Raw genomic sequence first — 18,555 nt, forward strand, 5'->3', positions numbered from 1 at the left:
CTAGGTTCTGTACGAAAAGTACTGCCTTAAGCATCGCAGCGCGCAAGCCAGCGTGACCATCGCGCCAAAACTTCTGGCGAGCTTGTCGTAGCGGGTGCCGATCCTCCGGCTCTCTTTCAGCCAGCCAAACATACGCTCGATGATGTTCCGTTGCCGGTATTTCGGGCGATCAAAAAGCCTGGGTAGCCCTGGCTTGGGTTTGCGTTTCATGGTGCGCTGCGGAATTACCGGTTGCATGCGGTAACGGTCGCAGTACTGGCGCAGATGTTCGGCATCGTAACCTTTGTCAGCCAGTAACCAACGGCAGCGCTTACGAGGCCGTCCCGGCTTTCCGGGGATACGCACCTGGTCCAAGAGCGGCTGAGCATGTGCAATATCGCTGGCCTGTCCTGGCGACAGCACAAAGCGAAGAGGTATCCCATTGGCATCGCAGATTAAGTGAATCTTGGTGGTCAGGCCGCCTCGGCTACGTCCCAACGCATGGTCTACCGGTTCTTCTGGCCCCCCTTTTTCCCGGCACCTGACGAGGCTCGGCTTGCACGTACTGCAGTGGAGTCGATCATCCAGGTGTCCAGATCGATCAGGCCTTCCTGATTCAACCGGACGTGCAACCGCTCAAGTACTCGGTCAAACGTGCCATCGTCTCGCCAATCACGGAACCGTTGATATACCGTTGACCACGGGCCGAAACGCTCCGGCAGGTCGCGCCAGGCGGCACCGGAGCAGAGAATCCAGAAGATTCCGTTGAGCAACAGACGATCATCACTGCGCGGCCGGCCCATCTTCTGTTCCGGGGAAACGAGATCCTTGATCAACTCCCAGGCTGCATCGGGGAGTTCGTAGCGCTTTGCCATGCGGGCCTCCAGCCAATCATGGCGGCAATTCTACCCGCACCGACTTTTCGTACAGAACCTAGCAAACATGTCAGTTCCGGATGCTTCAAAGAGAGGATGATTTTGTGCTGCACGAATCTCAAACCCCAACATTCCAGTTTTGTCGACATTCACGATCAGCCCTGCTACACCGTCAGGATCACCGTACCTCAGGTTAGTGCCATTCTCTGACGCTTTTACAATAAAATCATTTGCCACATTAACTCTAGGGATGGGTGGTTCAATCTTAGGCGGTGCGTCAGGTGTTTTCTTGCTTGCCAAAGTGTGGTTAGCGATCCGGATATCATCAGCCAGCTTGGACTCTGCAGCTTTTTTGAACGGCTCAAGCTCCACAGCAGTTGGCGCTTTTCCCGCTATAAGCTCATTAAGTTTACTTACGGCCTTCGCGAGCTCTGTTGGTGCTCTATCTGCCACCTTACTCAAAGCGTTAAGGACTCTAGTTATTTCCGCCAACTTCGCTGTTGGCCCTAGGGCAGAGAAAGCATCTGGCTCAAGGATACTGCTGACAATCACACCACCTGTTTTGACTGCACCTGTAACCTGCAAGATCTCATTAATATACGCGGCACGACCAGGTACCAATTGCTCCATTCGTAGCCGTTCAGCTAACTCCAGCCGAGCTCTTTCGGTTTCAGCAGCAACGGTAGCTTCTTGCTCTTTCTGGTATGCCTCCTTCGAAAAGGGGACAGATTTATTTTTGGGGCTGTCGCTTGGGCCTGCCCTGACCTCGTAGTTCTACCCGCTTCCCTTGGATTCTTTCTATTTCATCTACGAAACGAGCACTCCCGGTTAGCTGCCCCCTCTGTAGTGCTGCACGGATCAGCTCAATCTCGCTCGATGGAACGGCTTGACGCATGAATTCGATGTATCGGGTACGACGCCTTTCAGCCGTGTGGCCAAGTGCAGTGAAGCAGGGATCTATATCCAGCCAATCGCTGTTCGCCTGCTCCGTTACCCGCATCCGATGGCTCGACCAGGGATAATCAACCGCTTCGGCAACCATACGGGCTCGAACCGGGTTCAGCTCGATATAGCGACAGCAGGCAAGCAAATAGGCGTCTGACTCAACCACGCTGGACTTGTAGCGACTCTCCCAGAGAGTGCCGGTGCGGCCTTCTAGACGATTTCGATAGCGCGTAGCACGTGCTGCCAGCGCCTTCATCAACTGCCCCAACCCGGCGATGGCCTCGCCGGGCGCCAGCAGCAGATGAACATGATTCGTCATCAGGCAATAAGCGTAGACCTTGACTCCGAATACATCTTTAAGCTCACGCAGATCGGAAATGTAACGCTGATAGTCCTGCTCAGCGGCAAACACCACCTGCCGGTTATGCCCTCGCTGCACCACATGATGTGGGTAGTTAGGCAACACAATCCGTCCCATCCTTGGCATAACGATCTCCTTCCATTGAGACCTTCAGCTTAGCCAATCAGGAGAAAAATAAATCTGTCCCCTTTTTGTCCTGTCCCCTTTTTGTCCTGCTCGATGGCATGATTCTCAAGTACCAGGCATCGCGGATTATGGGAACAAGCAGTAATAACCAAGCGAGCAGCTAAGAAGAAAGGCTAAAGCAGATAAAACAACACCGGCGCGAGGCCGGTGTGGAGAAGATATTGCCTTAAATAAACGGTCTGCTCAACGAAGCCAAAATGGTAAATCATCTAACCCAAGCGCATCGTATTCATTTAGTGGCCTTTTCTTCTCGACCATTAAAGCAGGCATGTCAGAAGCTAAAATCCTGAGGGGCTGATAAATTCCAAACTCGTCCAAAAATGACACAGCAGAATTTTTCGCCTTTGAGAACAAATCAAAATACCTAGAAAAAACAGTCCCCAAGGTATCGGCCCTAGAGTCCAGCCATGTTCTATCACGATCAGCCTGCATATCCTCATCCCACTCAACGGAGGAGCTAGGCAGCGTGAAAAATATGCTCTTTGCTTTTTCCATCAAAATGAAAGACTCTTCTAGTTCGTCTTGCCGCAAATAACGCTTATAAAGTCGATCCGATAATAAACTCCAATCCTGATCTAAGCACTTATTCACCACGAAAACATTGAGACACTCGAAAAACAATACGACATCCGATACGGGCCCCAATTCGTATACCGTATGCCCCCCATCAAACCCTACCTTCCTCATTCAGCTTTAAACCTTATGTCAGTAGGCCCGAGCGCGCCGTTTGATTTCTGCACAATACCTTTAATCACTGCGTTTTTTTGTGCATCCGTTACAGCTTGACCACGAATATCAATAACCACTTGCTGCTGCATACCTTGCGGTAAATTCTCCGCACGCTGCAGCGCCTGCTTTGAAACATTACTAATTAAACCCTGCTGATTCGTCGCAATATTGTAGTTTTTTACCTCAACACTGCACACGCTACCAATACACCAGTCAGGACGAACACTGCCCGATGTGCCGTAAGGTACTTCTTGCCCGTTCTTGTAACTGACTTGCGGTCGAGCCCCTTGACCAAGGTCAGTTCCAACATCTATCTCGGACTGTTTGGGCGTTGGCCGGACAACAGCAACATCATCCACCACCCCGCCTGCGCCTTTTGCACCATCCCCGGCAACACCAGAGTCAGTTTTGGGAGCACTCAGCTTCCCATCAATAGACTTGGCAATACGATCAACAAATTTTCCCCCAACACGCTGCAACACCAAGTCGGCAGCAGAAGACGCTACAAAATCACCAACATTTTCGGCCAAGCTCACATCACCCGGGTGCGTTCCCGGCCTAAATGAGTCTATAACCTTCTGGCCTTCCGTAGAGGTGTATCCACTACCGATGCGGTCCCAGCCGTCGCTATACTGGGATACGCTGCCCGCAAAACCAGCGACTCCAATTGCACACCCCAGCCCGAGTGTAACACCACAACTTGTCGCTCCTCCGACACCTGAAACGATAGCTCCGCCAGCGCCTCCGATGACACTACCAGCAGCGCCAGTGTAGTAGAGCTCCTCCCCGCGACTGGACACCGTGTCTGTAAAGCGTTCGGCAATGGAATAACTAAACAAGCCACTTTCCTGAAGGCTGACTTGAAGCTCTGGATACTGTGCTCCCTCCGTCTGCAGTGCCGTTAGAAACTCATAGTTGGGATCGCTGGGCGGTATACCAGCAGCACAGGAAACCAGCGCACAAGCAGCTGCGTCCCACGCTCTGGCCCTTTCTGGATCACGCTGCGCCAATTCATCCAAGAGTTTGGCTTCGGCACTGTGCAACTGCCTGTTATACGCAGTCGCGTTCTTCGCCAACTCCGCTGCCTTGGCCGGATCTCCACCAGTAGCCGTCGCCGCTGCCACGCCAATCAATTGCGACACCATCAGCTCTAAGCCTTTGTCGCCTTTGATCGCACCGGCAAGCTGTTCGACCAGCAGCTCGTTGGCGCCGCCTGCCAACGCGCCGGTCTTGAAGTCGCCTCCGGTTGCCTCACTAAGCAGTCCCCCCATTACTGCGTGCAGGGCTATCTTCTCAGGGCTGCCTTCCGCCCAGTTCCTATTCTCGGCAAAGTCTCCCACGCTGTGGAAAACGCCAGCTTGCAACAAATGCTGCATCTGCGCGGTTAAGGCTGTTTGCAGATTGCCACCCAGACTACCGCCCTGAATCGCAGTTTGCGCTACAGCCTGTACCGCGCCCTGAGCGCCGAGATAGGAACCAAACTTGGCTAAATCATTGGCCTTGCTGAGATCAAAGCCCTTGGTAACTTTATTAACGTTATCGCCTGTAACGCCATAGGCGCTGTCCAACACTCCAGAGGTAAAGCCAGCGGTAATGGCCGAGGTCGCATAGCCTTTAAGACTGTCGCTAGAGGTAACGTCCTTGAAGACAGCACCGAGGTTGCCACGGTTGTTAATGGTGCTGACGGCAGCATTACCCGCTGCCGAAGATATAACGGCGGTCGCTGCGACATTGGCCCAACCCGCCGCCGTCGTTGCAGTAGCTGCAGCCCATATTGAGGTCGAAGCTGCGGCAGTCCCAGCAGCCGCAGTCCCGGCGGCTGTTCCTGCCGCAGCGGCGCCAGCCGCCGCTCCGGCACCAGCACCACCCGCCCCGGCGGCGCTAGCGACCAGCCCACTGGCCGCCCCTGCGGTGAAGTAGGCCACCACGATGGCAATTACCATCATCGCAGCACCACCCAACCCCGAGTGGCTGTACTTGAAGGAGTCATGTATCTCCTTCACCTGCCGCCAATCAACATCTCCGCGCTGCTCCATTTCTTGGAGCCAAGCAAGATCAGGATCGGCTTTGACCATTGCATCGATGGTCTGGCTAACCGACTGCTGGTTTACCTCTTTCACGTCGATGTTCAGGCCATCTACAGCCTTGATCACCAAATCGCCCTTAGCAACCAACTGGCTCTGATACAAGGTTTCGTCTGTACTGCCTTTGCCTTTGGTGGATGTCCAAACCACGCTATTGCTGCTCTTCTCATGACTCTCCTGATCCAGATCCTTCACTGCCTCGAAGGTAATCGCGCCGCCGCTATCCAGGGTCAGGTTGTTACCGCTTTCCAGGCGAGCCTTCTGGTACAGCTGGTCACCCTCGCTGATCAGGCTGAGGTTGCCGCCGGTGGTGATGGTGCTGCCGATATTGCGCACGGTGGTCGTTTCGTCGCGCTGGGTTTCCTTGCTGCCCCAGCCGCCCTTTTTCTTCTTGTCGTACAGCGAATAGTCGGTGTTCTGGTTGGCGATCAGCGCCAGTTGCTCGCCTGCGTAGAGGTAGGCCTCGTTACCGGCCTTGAGGTGGCTGGAGGCGAGGACGAGGTTGCCGCCTGCCTGTGCGTTCAGGTTGCCGCCGGCTTCGATGACCGAGGCCACCTGTTTGACATGGTCCTCCTGGGAGACAACCTTCTTGCCGCCGCTCTTGCGGTAGTAATCGGAGTGACTCTCGTCCGCTGCAGAGGTGATGGTCATATCACCGCCAGCATCGAGGTCGATGTTTCCACCTGCCTTGACAGTGCTGCCGACAACCAGCAGATCACGACCGGCGCTGGCCTCCAGGTCACGGCCAACCTGCACGTCGCTGCCGTACTGGGTGATGCTGTTCTGGTAGGAGTGGCCTTTGCGGTCCCACTTGTTCTGGCGGTTCTCGGCCTCGGCCGAACCGAGAATCAGGTCATTACCGGCTTCCAGGCTGGCGTCGCGGCCCGCGCTGATGGCGCCGCCGATATTGCGGATATCGTTGCCAGCACTCATCTGCAGGTCATTGCCTGCCTCGATGCGCGCCGCACTATCGACGAAGCTCTGTTGACGATCGGTATTGCGGGTAGTGCTGTGGTGGGTGCTGACGGTCCGCTCGTTGACCACATCACCGGCCACGGCGACCAGGCTGACATCCTGGCCTTTGAGAATGCCGCCCTGGCTGTTGCGGATGCTCTCACCGGCCAGCAGCGACAAGCGCCCGTCGGCGTGCATCAGGCCACTGTTGGCGATGTTCTGCTGCGCGGTCAGGGTCAGGTTCTGGGTGGCACGCAGGGTGCCGCTGTTGACCAGGTTACTGCCGGAGATAAGCGCAACGTCGCGGCCCTGGATCAAGGCACCGCCAGGTGCCAGGCGACCTTCGGCCTGCGCCAGGTAAACGACCGGCACCAGCACCTTCTGGCCGCTTACCTCGCGCTCTTCCATCCACACGATGTCGTGGGTCAGGGCCGCGACCTGCTCGGCCGACAAGCCAATGCCCACGGACAGCTGCAGCGCCTCCTTGCTGGCGATGGCGTTGTCCATCAGGTATTTGAACTGGGCTTCGTCGCTGTCCAGCCCAGCCAGGAAGCGCTGGCCGGTACGGGCGCGCACGGCATCGCGCACCAGGCGCTGCTCGTAGAAGCCGTCACCCAGCCGGCGCTGCATCTCGTCCGGGTCATAGCCCAGCAGGCCGAGCATGTAATCGGAGTTGAGGAATCTACCCAGGTTGGCGAAGGCCGGGTTGGTCTCGATCAGGTAGGGGTGGCCAGGATTGTTGCTCAGGCTGAACAGGCCGTTTTGCCCTGCCGGGAGTGAGAAGCCTGGCAACGCCAGCGGGTCGACCGCTTTCTGTTGCAGGTCTGGCGGCAGTTGCGGGTTCAGGGTGATGGAGGTAGCGATATCGGTGCCTGGTGTACTGGTGTCTACCCGCGTACCGCCATTCACGAAGTTGAAGGACGGGCGAATGCTGGCATTGCCGATCTGCCGGGCTTCGATGCTCACGTCACTACCTGCCTGAACGATGGCTCCATAAGCCTGCACGGCATCAGGCGTGTACGTGGTGCTGAAATGCTCGAAGCTGCCCTTCAGGACTTGAGTGAGGATGCTATTGAGGTCGGCTTCAACATTGGCGCTACCGGTGGGCCAGTTGCGGGCGTTGAAACCACTTACGGCACGGTGAATCCAGCTCTGGGACTTCTCACGCTCACTGGTGGCGCGGCCTTCGGACACGTACTCGCCGGTTTCGGCGCCGACGCTGGTGAAGGTGTCGCCCTTGATACGCACGGCACCATTGGCGGCCAGCATGCTGAAACGGTTGTGGATATCCTGCCCGTCGAGAGTCAGGTTACCGCCGGCCAGCAGTGAGGCGGTTCTAACATCGCTGACGGCCTGGGTACGGTCGATCTGCTTCAGGCGGTAGCGAACGTTTTCCTTGTTACCGCTGCAGTCAGTGCAGTCCGGTGCATAGAACAGCGCCGCCACCTTGCGGCTGACGACCAGATTCTCCACTTCGTGGGCATTGGTAATCTGCTTGGCAAGAATCGCGATATTGCCTTCGCTCTCCACGACACCGGAGAGGTTGCTGAACGAGGTCGGCGCATCGCCTTGCTCGTTGGCGACGAATTGCAGATCGCCGACGCTGTAAACATCGCCTCGCTGGTTGGTGAAGCGATCGGCCACCAGCAACATGGACGCGCCACTGAACAGGAAGCCATCTTCGCTGCGGATGTCTGCCGCCTTCAGCGAGAGCTGATTGCCAGCGCCGATGGTGCCGTAGTTTTTCAGGCTCTGTGCCGCGAGGGTCAGCCAGCTACCTGCGGTCATCTGGCCACGGGCTACCCACGCGCCAAGGGTGCTGAGGTTAGATGTGCCACCGGCCAGCACCTTGGCATTTGTCCCCATGTCCGCGCTGGCGGCGCTGAAGCCCAGGTTGCCTTGAGCGATGAGCGTGCCGTTGCCCTTGTAGTCGCCGGCAAGCTCGAGGCTCAGGTTACCGTTGGTTTCGATGCGCCCATCGTTCTGCCAGGTATCGCCCTTGGCGACGATGCTGTCGCGCGACAGCAATGCAGCGCCGGTTTTCTGGGTGAGTTCGCCGATATCGAGGCTGATACGCCCCGCTTGCAATTCGGTGGTGTTCACCCACTCATCGGCTTGCAGGTCAAGCTGGGCATTGGTCTCGATGCGGCCACCGGCCTGACCAAGCTGCTCCATGGTCATGCCCAGGTTTTGCGAGCCAAGGTGACGGATCAAGCCGCCCTGATTGATGAGGCTGCCCGACTCGATGGCCAGGCCGGCATTGCCGACTTCGATCTTGCCACCATCGTTATTGAGCTTGTCGGCCACCTCGAACTGGCTAGCGCCTGCGTTACCCAGCGCGCGAATCTGGCCGCTGCGGTTGTCCACTTCCTGGGCCTTTACGGTGACTTGGCTACCGGCTTCGATCAGGCCGCTGGCATTGTCGAGACGCTCCGCCACTTCGACCTCGATCGCACCTCCCGCTGCCACGGTGCCGGCGCTGTTGTCAGCCGACTCGGCCTTGATGGCCAGCGCCTGGCCGGCCACTGCGCGCCCCTGTTTGTTGTCGACTTTCTGGTTATCGAGCGTCAGGCTGCCCTGGGCGACGATCTCCCCATTGCGGTTGTCGAGTTGTTCGGCCTTGAGGGTCGTATTGCCCGCGGCAGTGATCGCAGCGCCTTGATTGTCCAGCTTCTGCAGGTCGGTACTCAGAGAACCATGGCTGGTCAACTTGCCGGCGTTGCGCACAGAGCCGCCGTCAAGTTGCAGATGGCCTGCGCTGCTGACGGAGCCATCGGCACGTACACCCGCTTCGATGATGCCGGTGTTGTCCAGTTGCGCCGCTTGTACGGCCACGCGCTGACCCGCAGCCAAGCTTTCTTTTACCTGGACCGTTCCAGGCGAGGTCACCGTCGCATTACGCCCCGCATAGGTATCGGCATTGAGCTCGACGCCCTTGGCCACCAGCGTGACGTCATTGCTGGCCGCCATGCGATTGGTGGTCAGTTGCCCGTTGGCATCGATCTGAATGTCCCCGGCGCTGGCGGCCATGTCGCCAGCCAGCTTCACGCCTACACCGGCTTCGGTACCGACTAGGCGGATCGCGCCAGCGTACATACCGCCGAGGGCGGAACTGTCGATGGCCAGCTGGGGCTGCGATGAGCCGTCATCGGCCTTGGCAGTGGCCTGCAGAGTGGCCACATCGACTTCGTTACGGCCGGCGATGACGTTCAGGCGCTTGGCGTGGATTTCGGCGTTGATCTGCGCGCTGCGAGTGATCAGGTCGAACTGGTCGACGTTGCTGGCATTGAGGCCGGCGCCTTCGATGGCGATGTCGCCACCATTGACGTCGAAGCGTTGCAGGCGACCGTTGTCGACCACCGGAGCGCCGGTGGTCAGGGTCGCGCGCGGGGTATTGATGAAACCGCAACCGTCGCAGGTGATGCCATGGGGGTTGGCGACGATGACGTGCGCACGGCTGCCAGCCACTTCGGTGTAGCCCTTGAGCTGGCTGCGATTGCTGCCGGTCACCTCGTTGAGGATCACCCCCGCCGCACCGCCCTTCAGGTTCGGGTTGCCGTTGATATAGCCACCCTGCTGGCTTTTGACGAACGCCTGGGCACCGTTGTTGAGGATCAACCCCTGCTGGCCGACGTTGTAGTCAGTGAATTTGTTGTGTGACAGGCCGCTGCCATTAGGCGTGGCGATATTCACCACTGGCACGCCGTTCTGGGCCTGGCCGATGGTGGTGTTGCCGCCCGCCTGGGCATCCACGGTCAGCTGCGCCGCCGAGGCGACGATGGGGTTGAGGAACATCACGCCGGCGACGATCAGGGCGATGTTCTGGAAGAAGGGGCTGCGAACGTCCATGTCAGGGTGCTCCAGGGCGTAAACGAATCAGAAATCAGAAATCAGAAGAAAAGGTCGACGCGGAAATACACCGGGCGCTCGCCCTCGGTGATCGCGTCGGGGCGCTCCAGGGAATGGGCGAAGGTCACGCTGGCAGCCAGGTGCTCGCCACGGGCGCTGAACTCCAAGGCATGCCCGCTGATGCGGCCACTGTCCCCCGAGTTGTGCTCGTCGTGACTGATAACACCGACGTCATAGGCCAAAGCCGCGCCGTACTGCTGCACGAAGGGTTGCAGCGGCGCCCAGGTAACGGGCCGCGTCCAGCGCAGCTGGTTACGCCAGTAGCCACCGCTGTTTCCAGACAGGCTCTGATCCTTGAAACCACGTACCGAGTTGAGCCCACCGATGCTGATGCGCTGGGAACTGAACAGCTCGTCTTCGCTCTTCTGGCCGGTGGCCAGGCTGTCGAAACTGAAGCGCTCGCCCCACAGGCTGAAGGGCTGCAGGTAGCTGAGGGTCAGGGTGTATTTGTTGTAACGCGCCACGGGCTGGTCGCCGCGGGGATCGCCGTTGCCCTGGGCATCGAAGGCGCCGATGCCACGCTGCCAACCGATATCGGCGTTGACGAACGCCGTGCCAATGCGCCGACCATGGTTGAAACCCAGCTGCCATTCACTGAGGCGGTTGCTGGACAGATCCATGCGGTTGCCGAGGATGAAGTTGTTGGTGCGTATATGGCTCACGCCGGTGTTGAAGGCGGTCTTGCTGACGCTATCACGGTGCAGCACGCGCTCGGCACGCAGGGCGTGCTGCTGGCTGTCGCCGTCGGTCTCGAAGGTAAAGCCGTTGGCGTTTTGACCAAGGGTGCGGTAGTAGCTCTGACTGTAGCTGTAGTCCACACGCCACCAGCCATAGGGGATGCTGTAGGACAGACTCTGGGCATGGGAGTGGCGGAAGCTGTCACTGACCGCATCGCGGCTGGCACGCAGGCTCAGTTGGTCAGCAAGGCCCAGCGGGCTGTCCCAGGTCAGGCCCAGGCCCCACTGCTGCTCGCCGGTGCTGCGTTGGCCATCGTTGTGGCGGTTGATGTTGGCGTACCAGGGTTTGCTGCGCTCGCCCTTGAGGCCGACGCGGCTACCGCCTACCTGCTGACCCGGCACCAGTTCCAGCTGGGCCGGGCGCGACGGCAGGCGGTTGAGGTTGTCGACCAGTTGCTCCAGCTCACGCAGGTTAAGGATATCTCCCGTTTCGCCGGGAAAGCTCATGGCCAGCTCGCGGTCACTGGCCAGGGCGGAGCTGTCGAGGCCTTCGAGGCGCCCTTCGACCACGGTGATCTTCAGGGTACGGGCCGACAGGTCCTGCTGCGGCAGGTAGGCACGCGTAGTCACGTAGCCGCGATCGACGTAGTGATTGGTGATCGCCTTGAGCAGCTCGTTGAGCTGGCTGACGCCCAGGCAGTTGTCGGCGAACGGGGCGAGAATGGTCGTGCGGTCTGCATCGGACAGCAGGCTTGCGCCGCTGATCTCGATCTGGTCGATGGCGAAGCAGCGCTCGTCCTCGGCAGCCGGCGGCGCTGTCGGTTCGGCGCGCTTGCCGGGCAACTGCTGCAGCTCCTGCAGACGCTGTTGCTGCTCGTCGAGCAGGCGCTCCTGACGGTCGCGGATCAGGTCCTGGGTCAGTGGCGTCTGGCGGTTCGCGGGCAGATCGATGGGGGGCGTTTGAGCAAGTGCAGTGAACGGCACTGCAATAAGCAACAGCGGAAAATACGAGCGCATGAAAATCCGTACCTGGAAAAGTGAATCATCCCTTAGCGGCGATGAGACACCTTGCCATCCAGATTTATCCCGCCGAGAGACGAAATTCTCATTTCGCTACATAGCGCTGTAAGTGCGGCCAAAGTACGTGACAAACCGCTCAATTTCGCCGAGCCAGCTTCCAGCCGGATGCCTCAGACTTCGGTCAGGCACTCAACTCCTTATCCAGCACTTCCTCGATCTCGCTCTTGATCTTGCCGCTCATCACCGACAGCAGCAGGCCGAGGTTGAGTTGCAGCTGCACGCGGTCTTCGCTGACGGCGAGCCAGCCGTCGGCGCCGCTGCGTTTGAATTCCAGGGTGTCGCCCTTCCACTGGTAGCGCACGTCGTACTCGCGGGCCAGGCGTTCGGCGAGCTTTTCAGCCTTGCCACGGGCGGCCTCGATGCCCAGATTGTGGGGGCGGTCGACGGTGATTTTGGCCATCTGGCTCTCCTGACTGAAAACGCGGGCGGGGCAATATACAAGAAGCGCCCGCCGGCCCACTACCACGCGTGCAGCCGGCGCCCGGCTTTTGGGTTTAGAATGCCGCCACTCGGCGCTGTACAGGGGTTGAACGGGCCGTGGATCAGCAACTCGATGGAAACGCTTATTTACCTCGGTAAACTCGCCTTTTCGCTTGTCTGACTCACTGATGAGACGCGCCCGGCGCTGTCTCATGATCACGATCACGCCATGCCGGGCTCCACGCCCGCACACTGAGCAGATGCCAACGCCTACCGGACTTCAGGAAAAGGGCCACATGAACGATCCGCGCAAGAACGACAGCAGCGAACCCACCACCCACTTCGGTTTCCAGGACGTTCCGGAAAGCCGCAAGGCGGAAAAGGTCGCCGAGGTGTTCCATTCGGTGGCCGCCAAGTACGACCTGATGAACGACCTGCTCTCCGGCGGCATGCACCGCCTGTGGAAGCGCTTCACCCTCGAGCTGTCCGGTGTACGCAGCGGCAATCGGGTACTCGACATCGCCGGCGGCACCGGCGACCTGGCCCGCCAGTTCTCGCGCATCGTCGGTGAGACCGGCGAAGTGGTGCTGGCGGACATCAACGCCTCGATGCTCAAGGTGGGCCGCGACCGCCTGCTCGACCGCGGCGTGTCCGGCAACATTTCCTTCGTGCAGGCCGATGCCGAGAAGCTGCCCTTCCCGGACAACCATTTCGACTGCGTGACCATCGCCTTCGGCCTGCGCAACGTCACCCACAAGGAGGCGGCCATCGCTTCCATGCTGCGCGTGCTCAAGCCGGGCGGCCGCCTGCTGGTGCTGGAATTCTCCAAGCCCAAGAGCAGCCTGCTGTCCAAGGTCTACGATACCTATTCGTTCAACTTCATGCCGCTGGTGGGCAAGCTGGTCACCAACGACGCCGACAGCTACCGCTACCTGGCCGAGTCGATCCGCATGCACCCGGACCAGGACACCCTCAAGGCGATGATGCTGGACGCCGGTTTCGACCGCGTGACCTACCACAACATGACCGGCGGCATCGTCGCCCTGCACCGCGGTATCAAGCCCTGATGCTCACCCAGGCTCTGCTGGCGGCCGTCGAGCGCGGCCTCAACCGCGTTCTCGAGCTGGACAGCACCGCCCTGCCGCGCCTGGCCAGGCTCAATGGCCGGGTGATCGCGGTGCAGTCCCAGTCGCCGTCGCTGCAGATGTTCATTCTCGCCGACGGCCAGGGGCTGCGCCTGGCCGGGCAATGGGCCGGCGCGGTCGACTGCACCCTGCGTGCCCCCGCCAGCGCCCTGCTGCGCCTGGCCCTGGCCCGGGACAAGCAGGCGGTGCTGCACGAGCCCGAGGTCGAACTCGATGGCGACAGTGGCGCGCTGATGGAGCTGGCCGGCGTGCTGCAGGACCTGGACCTGGACTGGGAATACGAGCTGTCGCGTTGGCTCGGCCCGGTGCCCACGGCGCTGCTGGCCGGGCATCTGCGCAGCCGCGCGGGCTGGACGCGGGAAAACCTGCACAGCCTGCAACTGAGCCTGGCCGACTACCTCAGCGAAGAATCGCGCACCCTGGTCGGCCGCCGCGAGGCCGACGCCCGCTTTGCCGAACTCGATGACCTGAAACTTTCCCTCGACCGTCTCGATGCGCGCATTGAGCGCCTCGCCCAACGCCATAAGCCCATCGCATGAAGCTGCTTGCCGTTCGTCGTCTGTTGCGCATCCTCTACGTGGTCATCCGCTACCGCCTCGATGACCTGCTGTTCGCCCTGCCGTTGCCGTTCTGGCTGCGCGCACCGCGCTTCCTGTTGCCATGGCGCTGGGTGCCGCGCGGCAAGTCGTCGCGCAGCCGCGGCGAAAGCCTGCGCCTGGCGCTGGAGGAACTAGGGCCGATCTTCATCAAGTTCGGCCAGCTACTGTCCACCCGCCGCGATCTACTGCCGCCGGATATCGCCGACGAACTGGCGCACCTGCAGGACCGCGTACCGCCGTTCGACCCGGCCAAGTCCCTGGCGCTGATCGAAGAGCAGCTCGGTGTGCCGGTGAGCGTGGCGTTCGCCCGTTTCGATACAGCACCACTGGCCTCGGCCTCGGTGGCCCAAGTGCACGCCGCGCAGCTGAAAAGCGGTGAGGAAGTGGTGGTCAAGGTGGTGCGCCCCGGTCTCAAGCCGGTGATCAAGGCCGACATGGCCTGGCTGTTCCTGCTCGCCAAGATGGCCGAGCGCGCCTCGGCCGAAGCCCGCCGCCTGCACCCGGTGGACGTGGTCAGCGACTACGAGAAAACCATCTACGACGAGCTAGACCTGCTGCGCGAGGCGGCCAACGCCAGCCAGCTGCGACGCAACTTCGAGGATTCCGGCCTGCTCTACGTGCCCCAGGTGTACTGGGACTGGTGCCGCCCCAAGGTGCTGGTGATGGAGCGCATCTACGGCATTCCGGTCAACGACATGGAAACCCTGGCCGACCAGCGCACGGACATGAAACTGCTGGCCGAACGCGGCGTGGAGATCTTCTTCACCCAGGTATTCACCCACAGCTTCTTCCACGCCGACATGCACCCGGGCAACATCTTCGTCAGCACCCGCACGCCGTGGAACCCGCAGTACATCGCCATCGACTGCGGCATCATTGGCAGCCTCACCCCCGAGGATCAGGACTACCTGGCGCGAAATCTGGTGGCCTTCTTCAAGCGTGACTACCGCAAGGTGGCGCAGTTGCACATCGACTCGGGTTGGGTGCCTCAGGAAACCCAGGTCAACGACTTCGAGGCGGCGATCCGCACCGTCTGCGAGCCGATCTTCGAGCGCCCGCTCAAGGACATTTCCTTCGGCCTGCTGCTGATGCGCCTGTTCCAGACCGCGCGGCGCTTCAACATGGAAATCCAGCCGCAGCTCGTGCTGCTGCAGAAGACGCTGCTCAATATCGAGGGCCTGGGCCGCCAGCTGCATCCCGACCTGGACCTGTGGACCACCGCCCAGCCTTTCCTGGAGCGCTGGATGCGTGAGCGCGTCAGCCCGCGCAACGTCATGCACAACCTGCAGAGCCAGGTCGAGCAACTGCCGCACCTGGCCAACATGACCCGCAGCCTGCTCGAGCGCATGGCCCAGCCCCACGCCAATGATCCACCACCGCCATGGCGCGAACGCGATGGCTGGGCGGTGCGGCTGATCGGCGCCCTGCTGGTCGGTGGCAGCGTGATGACCGCCCTGGGCCTGGGCAACCTGAGCGATCCCGCGACCGCCTGGCCGGCCTGGCTGATGGGCGCCAGCGGTCTGTACCTGATCCTGCGCCGATAGCCAGCCCGGGCCCCGGCTGGCACACTTGGCTTCGATTGAAGATGGAAATGCAATGAACGACTGGCTAGATGCAATCAAGTGGGACGACAACGGCCTGATCCCGGCCATCGCCCAGGACCATCAGACCGGGCGCATCCTGATGATGGCCTGGATGAACCGCGAAGCCCTGGAACTGACCGCCAGCGAGCAGCGTGCCATCTACTGGTCACGTTCGCGCGGCAAGCTGTGGCGCAAGGGCGAGGAGTCCGGCCACGTGCAGAAGCTGCATGAGCTGCGCTTGGACTGCGACGCCGACGTGATCGTGCTGATGGTCGAGCAACTGGGCGGCATCGCCTGCCATACCGGCCGCGAGAGCTGCTTCTACCGGGTGTTCGAGAACGGTGCCTGGAAAACCGTCGATGCGGTGCTGAAAGATCCGCACACCATCTATTCGCCGGAGCATCGCCATGACTGATACCCTCAAGCGCCTGGCCGAGGTGCTGGAGTCGCGCAAGGGCGCGGCGCCGGACAGCTCGTACGTGGCCAGCCTGTACCACAAGGGCCTGAACAAGATTCTGGAGAAGGTCGGCGAGGAATCGGTGGAAACCATCCTGGCCGCCAAGGACGCCGCCAGCAGCGGCGACTGCAGCGACCTGATCTACGAAACCGCCGATCTGTGGTTCCACAGCCTGGTCATGCTGGCCGCGCTGGATCAGCACCCGCAGGCGGTGCTCGATGAACTGGATCGCCGTTTTGGCCTGTCGGGGCACGCGGAAAAAGCCGCGCGCAGCGACAGTGACACTCAATAAAGACGCTGACGAGGATAACGAGACATGGGCATTTTCGACTGGAAACACTGGGTCGTCATTCTGATCGTCGTGGTGCTGGTGTTCGGTACCAAGAAACTCAAGAACCTGGGTTCGGACCTCGGTGAAACCATCAAGGGTTTCCGCAAGGCGATGAACGAGGAAGACGGCAAGCCGAGCGACCCGCACGCACAACAGCCGCAGCAACCGCAACAGCCGTACCAGCAGCAGGCGCCGCTGAACCAGCCGCACACCGTTGAAGGCCAGGCCAGCAAGGTCGAAGAACCGCTGCGTAAAGACTGAGGCAAACCATGTTCGGTATCAGTTTCAGCGAGCTGCTGCTGGTCGCTCTGGTCGCCCTACTGGTGCTCGGCCCCGAGCGCCTGCCTGGTGCCGCACGCACGGCGGGGCTGTGGATCGGGCGTATCAAACGCAGCTTCAATTCGATCAAGGAAGAAGTCGAGCGCGAGATTGGCGCCGACGAGATCCGTCGGCAACTGCATAACGAACGCATCCTCGAACTGGAGCGCGAGATGCAGGCGGTCAAGAACGACATCCTGCCGCCCGCGCCCCAGGCCAGCCTGCCGCCACCACCGGGCGTCGAGCCCACTGCACAAGCGCCGGCCGAGCCCGCACCGGTGCCCGCCACTCAGGCCGCCCCGACACCCGCCGCCAGCCAGGACAAGACGCCGCAACCATGAGTCGAATGCCCGACAACGACCAGGAAATGCCGCTGGTTTCCCACCTTGCCGAGTTGCGCACTCGCCTGCTGCGCTGCGTGGCAGCGATCTTCCTGATCTTCGCCTGCCTGTTCTACTTCGCCCAGAAGATCTACACCCTGGTCTCGGCGCCGCTGCGCCAGTACTTGCCCGAAGGCGCGACGATGATCGCCACCGACGTGGCCTCGCCGTTCCTCACACCCTTCAAGCTGACCATGATCGTCGCGCTGTTCCTGGCCATGCCGGTGATCCTGCATCAGGTCTGGGGTTTCATCGCACCAGGGCTGTACAAGCACGAGAAGCGCATCGCCATTCCGCTGCTGGTCTCCAGCATCATCCTGTTCTACGCCGGCATGGCCTTCGCCTACTTCCTGGTGTTCCCGATCATCTTCCACTTCTTCGCCAGCGTGACGCCCGAAGGCGTGTCGATGATGACCGACATCGCCAGCTACCTCGACTTCGTGATGACGCTGTTCTTCGCCTTCGGCGTGGCCTTCGAAATTCCCGTGGCCGTGGTGCTGCTGATCTGGATCGGCGTGGTCGACGTCGACTACCTGCGCAAGATCCGTCCCTACGTGATCATCGGCTGTTTCGTGGTCGGCATGATCCTCACCCCGCCGGACATCTTCTCCCAGACCCTGCTCGCCGTGCCGATGTGGCTGCTGTTCGAGTTGGGCATCTTGGCTGGCAGCATGGTGCGCACGCGCCGTGGTGAGCCGGATGAAGAAGACGACAACGCACCGACCGACCAGCCGCCCAGCGTCCAACCATGAACCTGCTGCTGCTCGAGGACGGTGACTTCATCGCCGCCGACCGGGTGCGCCTGAGCGGCCGGCGACTGACCCATCTCAACGATGTGCACCGCGCCGAGAACGGCGATACCTTGCGTGTCGGCCGCCTCGGCGGGCAGATGGGCCGCGGCCAGTTGCTGCAGCTCGATGCCACGAGCGCGGAACTGCAGGTCGCCTTCGACCAGCCGCCACCGGCCAAACTGCCGATCACCCTGCTGCTCGCCCTGCCGCGCCCGAAGATGCTCAAGCGCGTGCTGCAGAGCGTCAGCGCCATGGGCGTGCCGCGGCTGGTGCTGCTCAACAGCTACCGGGTGGAGAAAAGCTTCTGGCAGACACCCTTTCTGGAACCGGAAGCGATTCGCGAGCAGCTGATCCTCGGCCTGGAGCAGGCCCGCGATACCGTGCTGCCCGAGGTGATCATCGAGAAGCGCTTCAAGCCTTTCGTCGAAGATCGCCTGCCGCAGCTGGCCGCCGGCACGCTCGGCCTGACCGGGCACCCCGGCGACTACCCGGCCTGCCCACGCGCCGTTCAGCAATCGGTAACCCTGGCCATCGGCCCGGAAGGCGGCTGGATTCCCTACGAAGTGGACAAGCTGGCCGAGGCCGGTCTCAAGCCGGTGCAGCTGGGGGAGCGGATCTTGCGGGTGGAGACGGCGGTGACGGCGCTATTGGCTCGGTTGTTCTGAGCGGTAGCTCGAGGGCGCCTCAAGGGCGAGAGCGGCCTTTCGCGTAATCCGTAGGAGGGGCTTTAGCCCCGAGCTCTTTGCACCCTA

At 60.8% G+C, this 18,555-nt stretch carries 16 protein-coding genes; 9 read left to right on the forward strand and 7 right to left on the reverse strand.

What is annotated here, in order from left to right; translation table 11 throughout:
* The 7 genes from BM279_RS22355 to BM279_RS22380 all read right to left on the reverse strand — a co-directional run bounded on the left by BM279_RS22355 (window position 1) and on the right by BM279_RS22380 (window position 12,179).
* Window positions 1-854, reverse strand: a protein-coding gene (locus BM279_RS22355; RefSeq protein ID WP_093506787.1) for an IS5 family transposase whose coding sequence is annotated in 2 segments (ribosomal slippage) — window positions 1-512 and window positions 512-854 — 855 coding nt in all. Because the reading frame shifts where the segments join, the coding sequence is not laid out codon by codon here.
* A gap of 30 nt (window positions 855-884) precedes the next feature.
* Window positions 885-1,484 carry a hypothetical protein gene (locus BM279_RS23295; protein ID WP_143103632.1) on the reverse strand — a complete coding sequence of 200 codons (600 nt, stop codon included), beginning with the start codon at window positions 1,482-1,484 and terminating at the stop codon, window positions 885-887.
* Between the two features lie 100 nt (window positions 1,485-1,584).
* Window positions 1,585-2,286, reverse strand: coding sequence for a transposase (locus tag BM279_RS22360; RefSeq protein ID WP_093507520.1), 702 nt, complete (start codon window positions 2,284-2,286; stop codon window positions 1,585-1,587).
* Window positions 2,287-2,529: 243 nt separating this feature from the next.
* On the reverse strand, window positions 2,530-2,937 hold the full coding sequence (locus tag BM279_RS22365; protein ID WP_244154205.1) for a hypothetical protein: 408 nt from the start codon (window positions 2,935-2,937) through the stop codon (window positions 2,530-2,532).
* 92 nt (window positions 2,938-3,029) lie between these two features.
* Complete coding sequence (locus tag BM279_RS22370) at window positions 3,030-9,962, reverse strand: two-partner secretion domain-containing protein (protein ID WP_093507524.1); 6,933 nt, start codon at window positions 9,960-9,962, stop codon at window positions 3,030-3,032.
* Between the two features lie 41 nt (window positions 9,963-10,003).
* Window positions 10,004-11,716 (reverse strand): ShlB/FhaC/HecB family hemolysin secretion/activation protein, encoded by a 1,713-nt coding sequence (locus tag BM279_RS22375; protein WP_093507526.1) that lies wholly within the window; start codon window positions 11,714-11,716, stop codon window positions 10,004-10,006.
* 184 nt (window positions 11,717-11,900) lie between these two features.
* Window positions 11,901-12,179, reverse strand: coding sequence for a polyhydroxyalkanoic acid system family protein (locus tag BM279_RS22380; protein ID WP_093507528.1), 279 nt, complete (start codon window positions 12,177-12,179; stop codon window positions 11,901-11,903).
* Window positions 12,180-12,495: 316 nt separating this feature from the next.
* Between BM279_RS22380 and ubiE the strand changes: the two genes are divergently transcribed.
* Genes ubiE through BM279_RS22425 form a run of 9 tightly spaced genes read left to right on the forward strand, consistent with a single transcriptional unit; the run spans window position 12,496 to window position 18,468 of the window.
* Entirely contained in the window at window positions 12,496-13,266 is a 771-nt protein-coding gene (gene ubiE, locus BM279_RS22385) for a bifunctional demethylmenaquinone methyltransferase/2-methoxy-6-polyprenyl-1,4-benzoquinol methylase UbiE (RefSeq protein WP_093507530.1), read from the forward strand.
* Window positions 13,266-13,883, forward strand: coding sequence for a ubiquinone biosynthesis accessory factor UbiJ (locus BM279_RS22390; protein ID WP_093507532.1), 618 nt, complete (start codon window positions 13,266-13,268; stop codon window positions 13,881-13,883). Before ubiE ends, BM279_RS22390 begins: the two co-directional genes overlap by 1 nt.
* Window positions 13,880-15,487 (forward strand): ubiquinone biosynthesis regulatory protein kinase UbiB, encoded by a 1,608-nt coding sequence (ubiB, locus tag BM279_RS22395; protein ID WP_093507534.1) that lies wholly within the window; start codon window positions 13,880-13,882, stop codon window positions 15,485-15,487. Before BM279_RS22390 ends, ubiB begins: the two co-directional genes overlap by 4 nt.
* 52 nt (window positions 15,488-15,539) lie before the next feature.
* Entirely contained in the window at window positions 15,540-15,941 is a 402-nt protein-coding gene (gene hisI / locus BM279_RS22400) for a phosphoribosyl-AMP cyclohydrolase (RefSeq protein ID WP_093507536.1), read from the forward strand.
* A complete protein-coding gene (locus tag BM279_RS22405; RefSeq protein ID WP_075929721.1) occupies window positions 15,934-16,275 on the forward strand; it encodes a phosphoribosyl-ATP diphosphatase in 342 nt (113 codons plus the stop codon). The genes hisI and BM279_RS22405 overlap by 8 nt, the downstream gene beginning before the upstream one ends.
* Before the next feature lie 24 nt (window positions 16,276-16,299).
* A complete protein-coding gene (locus BM279_RS22410) occupies window positions 16,300-16,575 on the forward strand; it encodes a twin-arginine translocase TatA/TatE family subunit (protein WP_093507538.1) in 276 nt (91 codons plus the stop codon).
* 8 nt (window positions 16,576-16,583) lie between these two features.
* Entirely contained in the window at window positions 16,584-16,973 is a 390-nt protein-coding gene (tatB, locus tag BM279_RS22415; RefSeq protein ID WP_093507540.1) for a Sec-independent protein translocase protein TatB, read from the forward strand.
* Window positions 16,970-17,764 carry a twin-arginine translocase subunit TatC gene (gene tatC, locus BM279_RS22420; RefSeq protein ID WP_093507542.1) on the forward strand — a complete coding sequence of 265 codons (795 nt, stop codon included), beginning with the start codon at window positions 16,970-16,972 and terminating at the stop codon, window positions 17,762-17,764. Before tatB ends, tatC begins: the two co-directional genes overlap by 4 nt.
* A complete protein-coding gene (locus BM279_RS22425; protein WP_093507544.1) occupies window positions 17,761-18,468 on the forward strand; it encodes a 16S rRNA (uracil(1498)-N(3))-methyltransferase in 708 nt (235 codons plus the stop codon). Before tatC ends, BM279_RS22425 begins: the two co-directional genes overlap by 4 nt.
* The last annotated feature ends 87 nt before the right edge of the window (window positions 18,469-18,555 follow it).

The organism is Phytopseudomonas straminea (assembly GCF_900112645.1).
Lineage (GTDB): Bacteria > Pseudomonadota > Gammaproteobacteria > Pseudomonadales > Pseudomonadaceae > Aquipseudomonas > Aquipseudomonas straminea.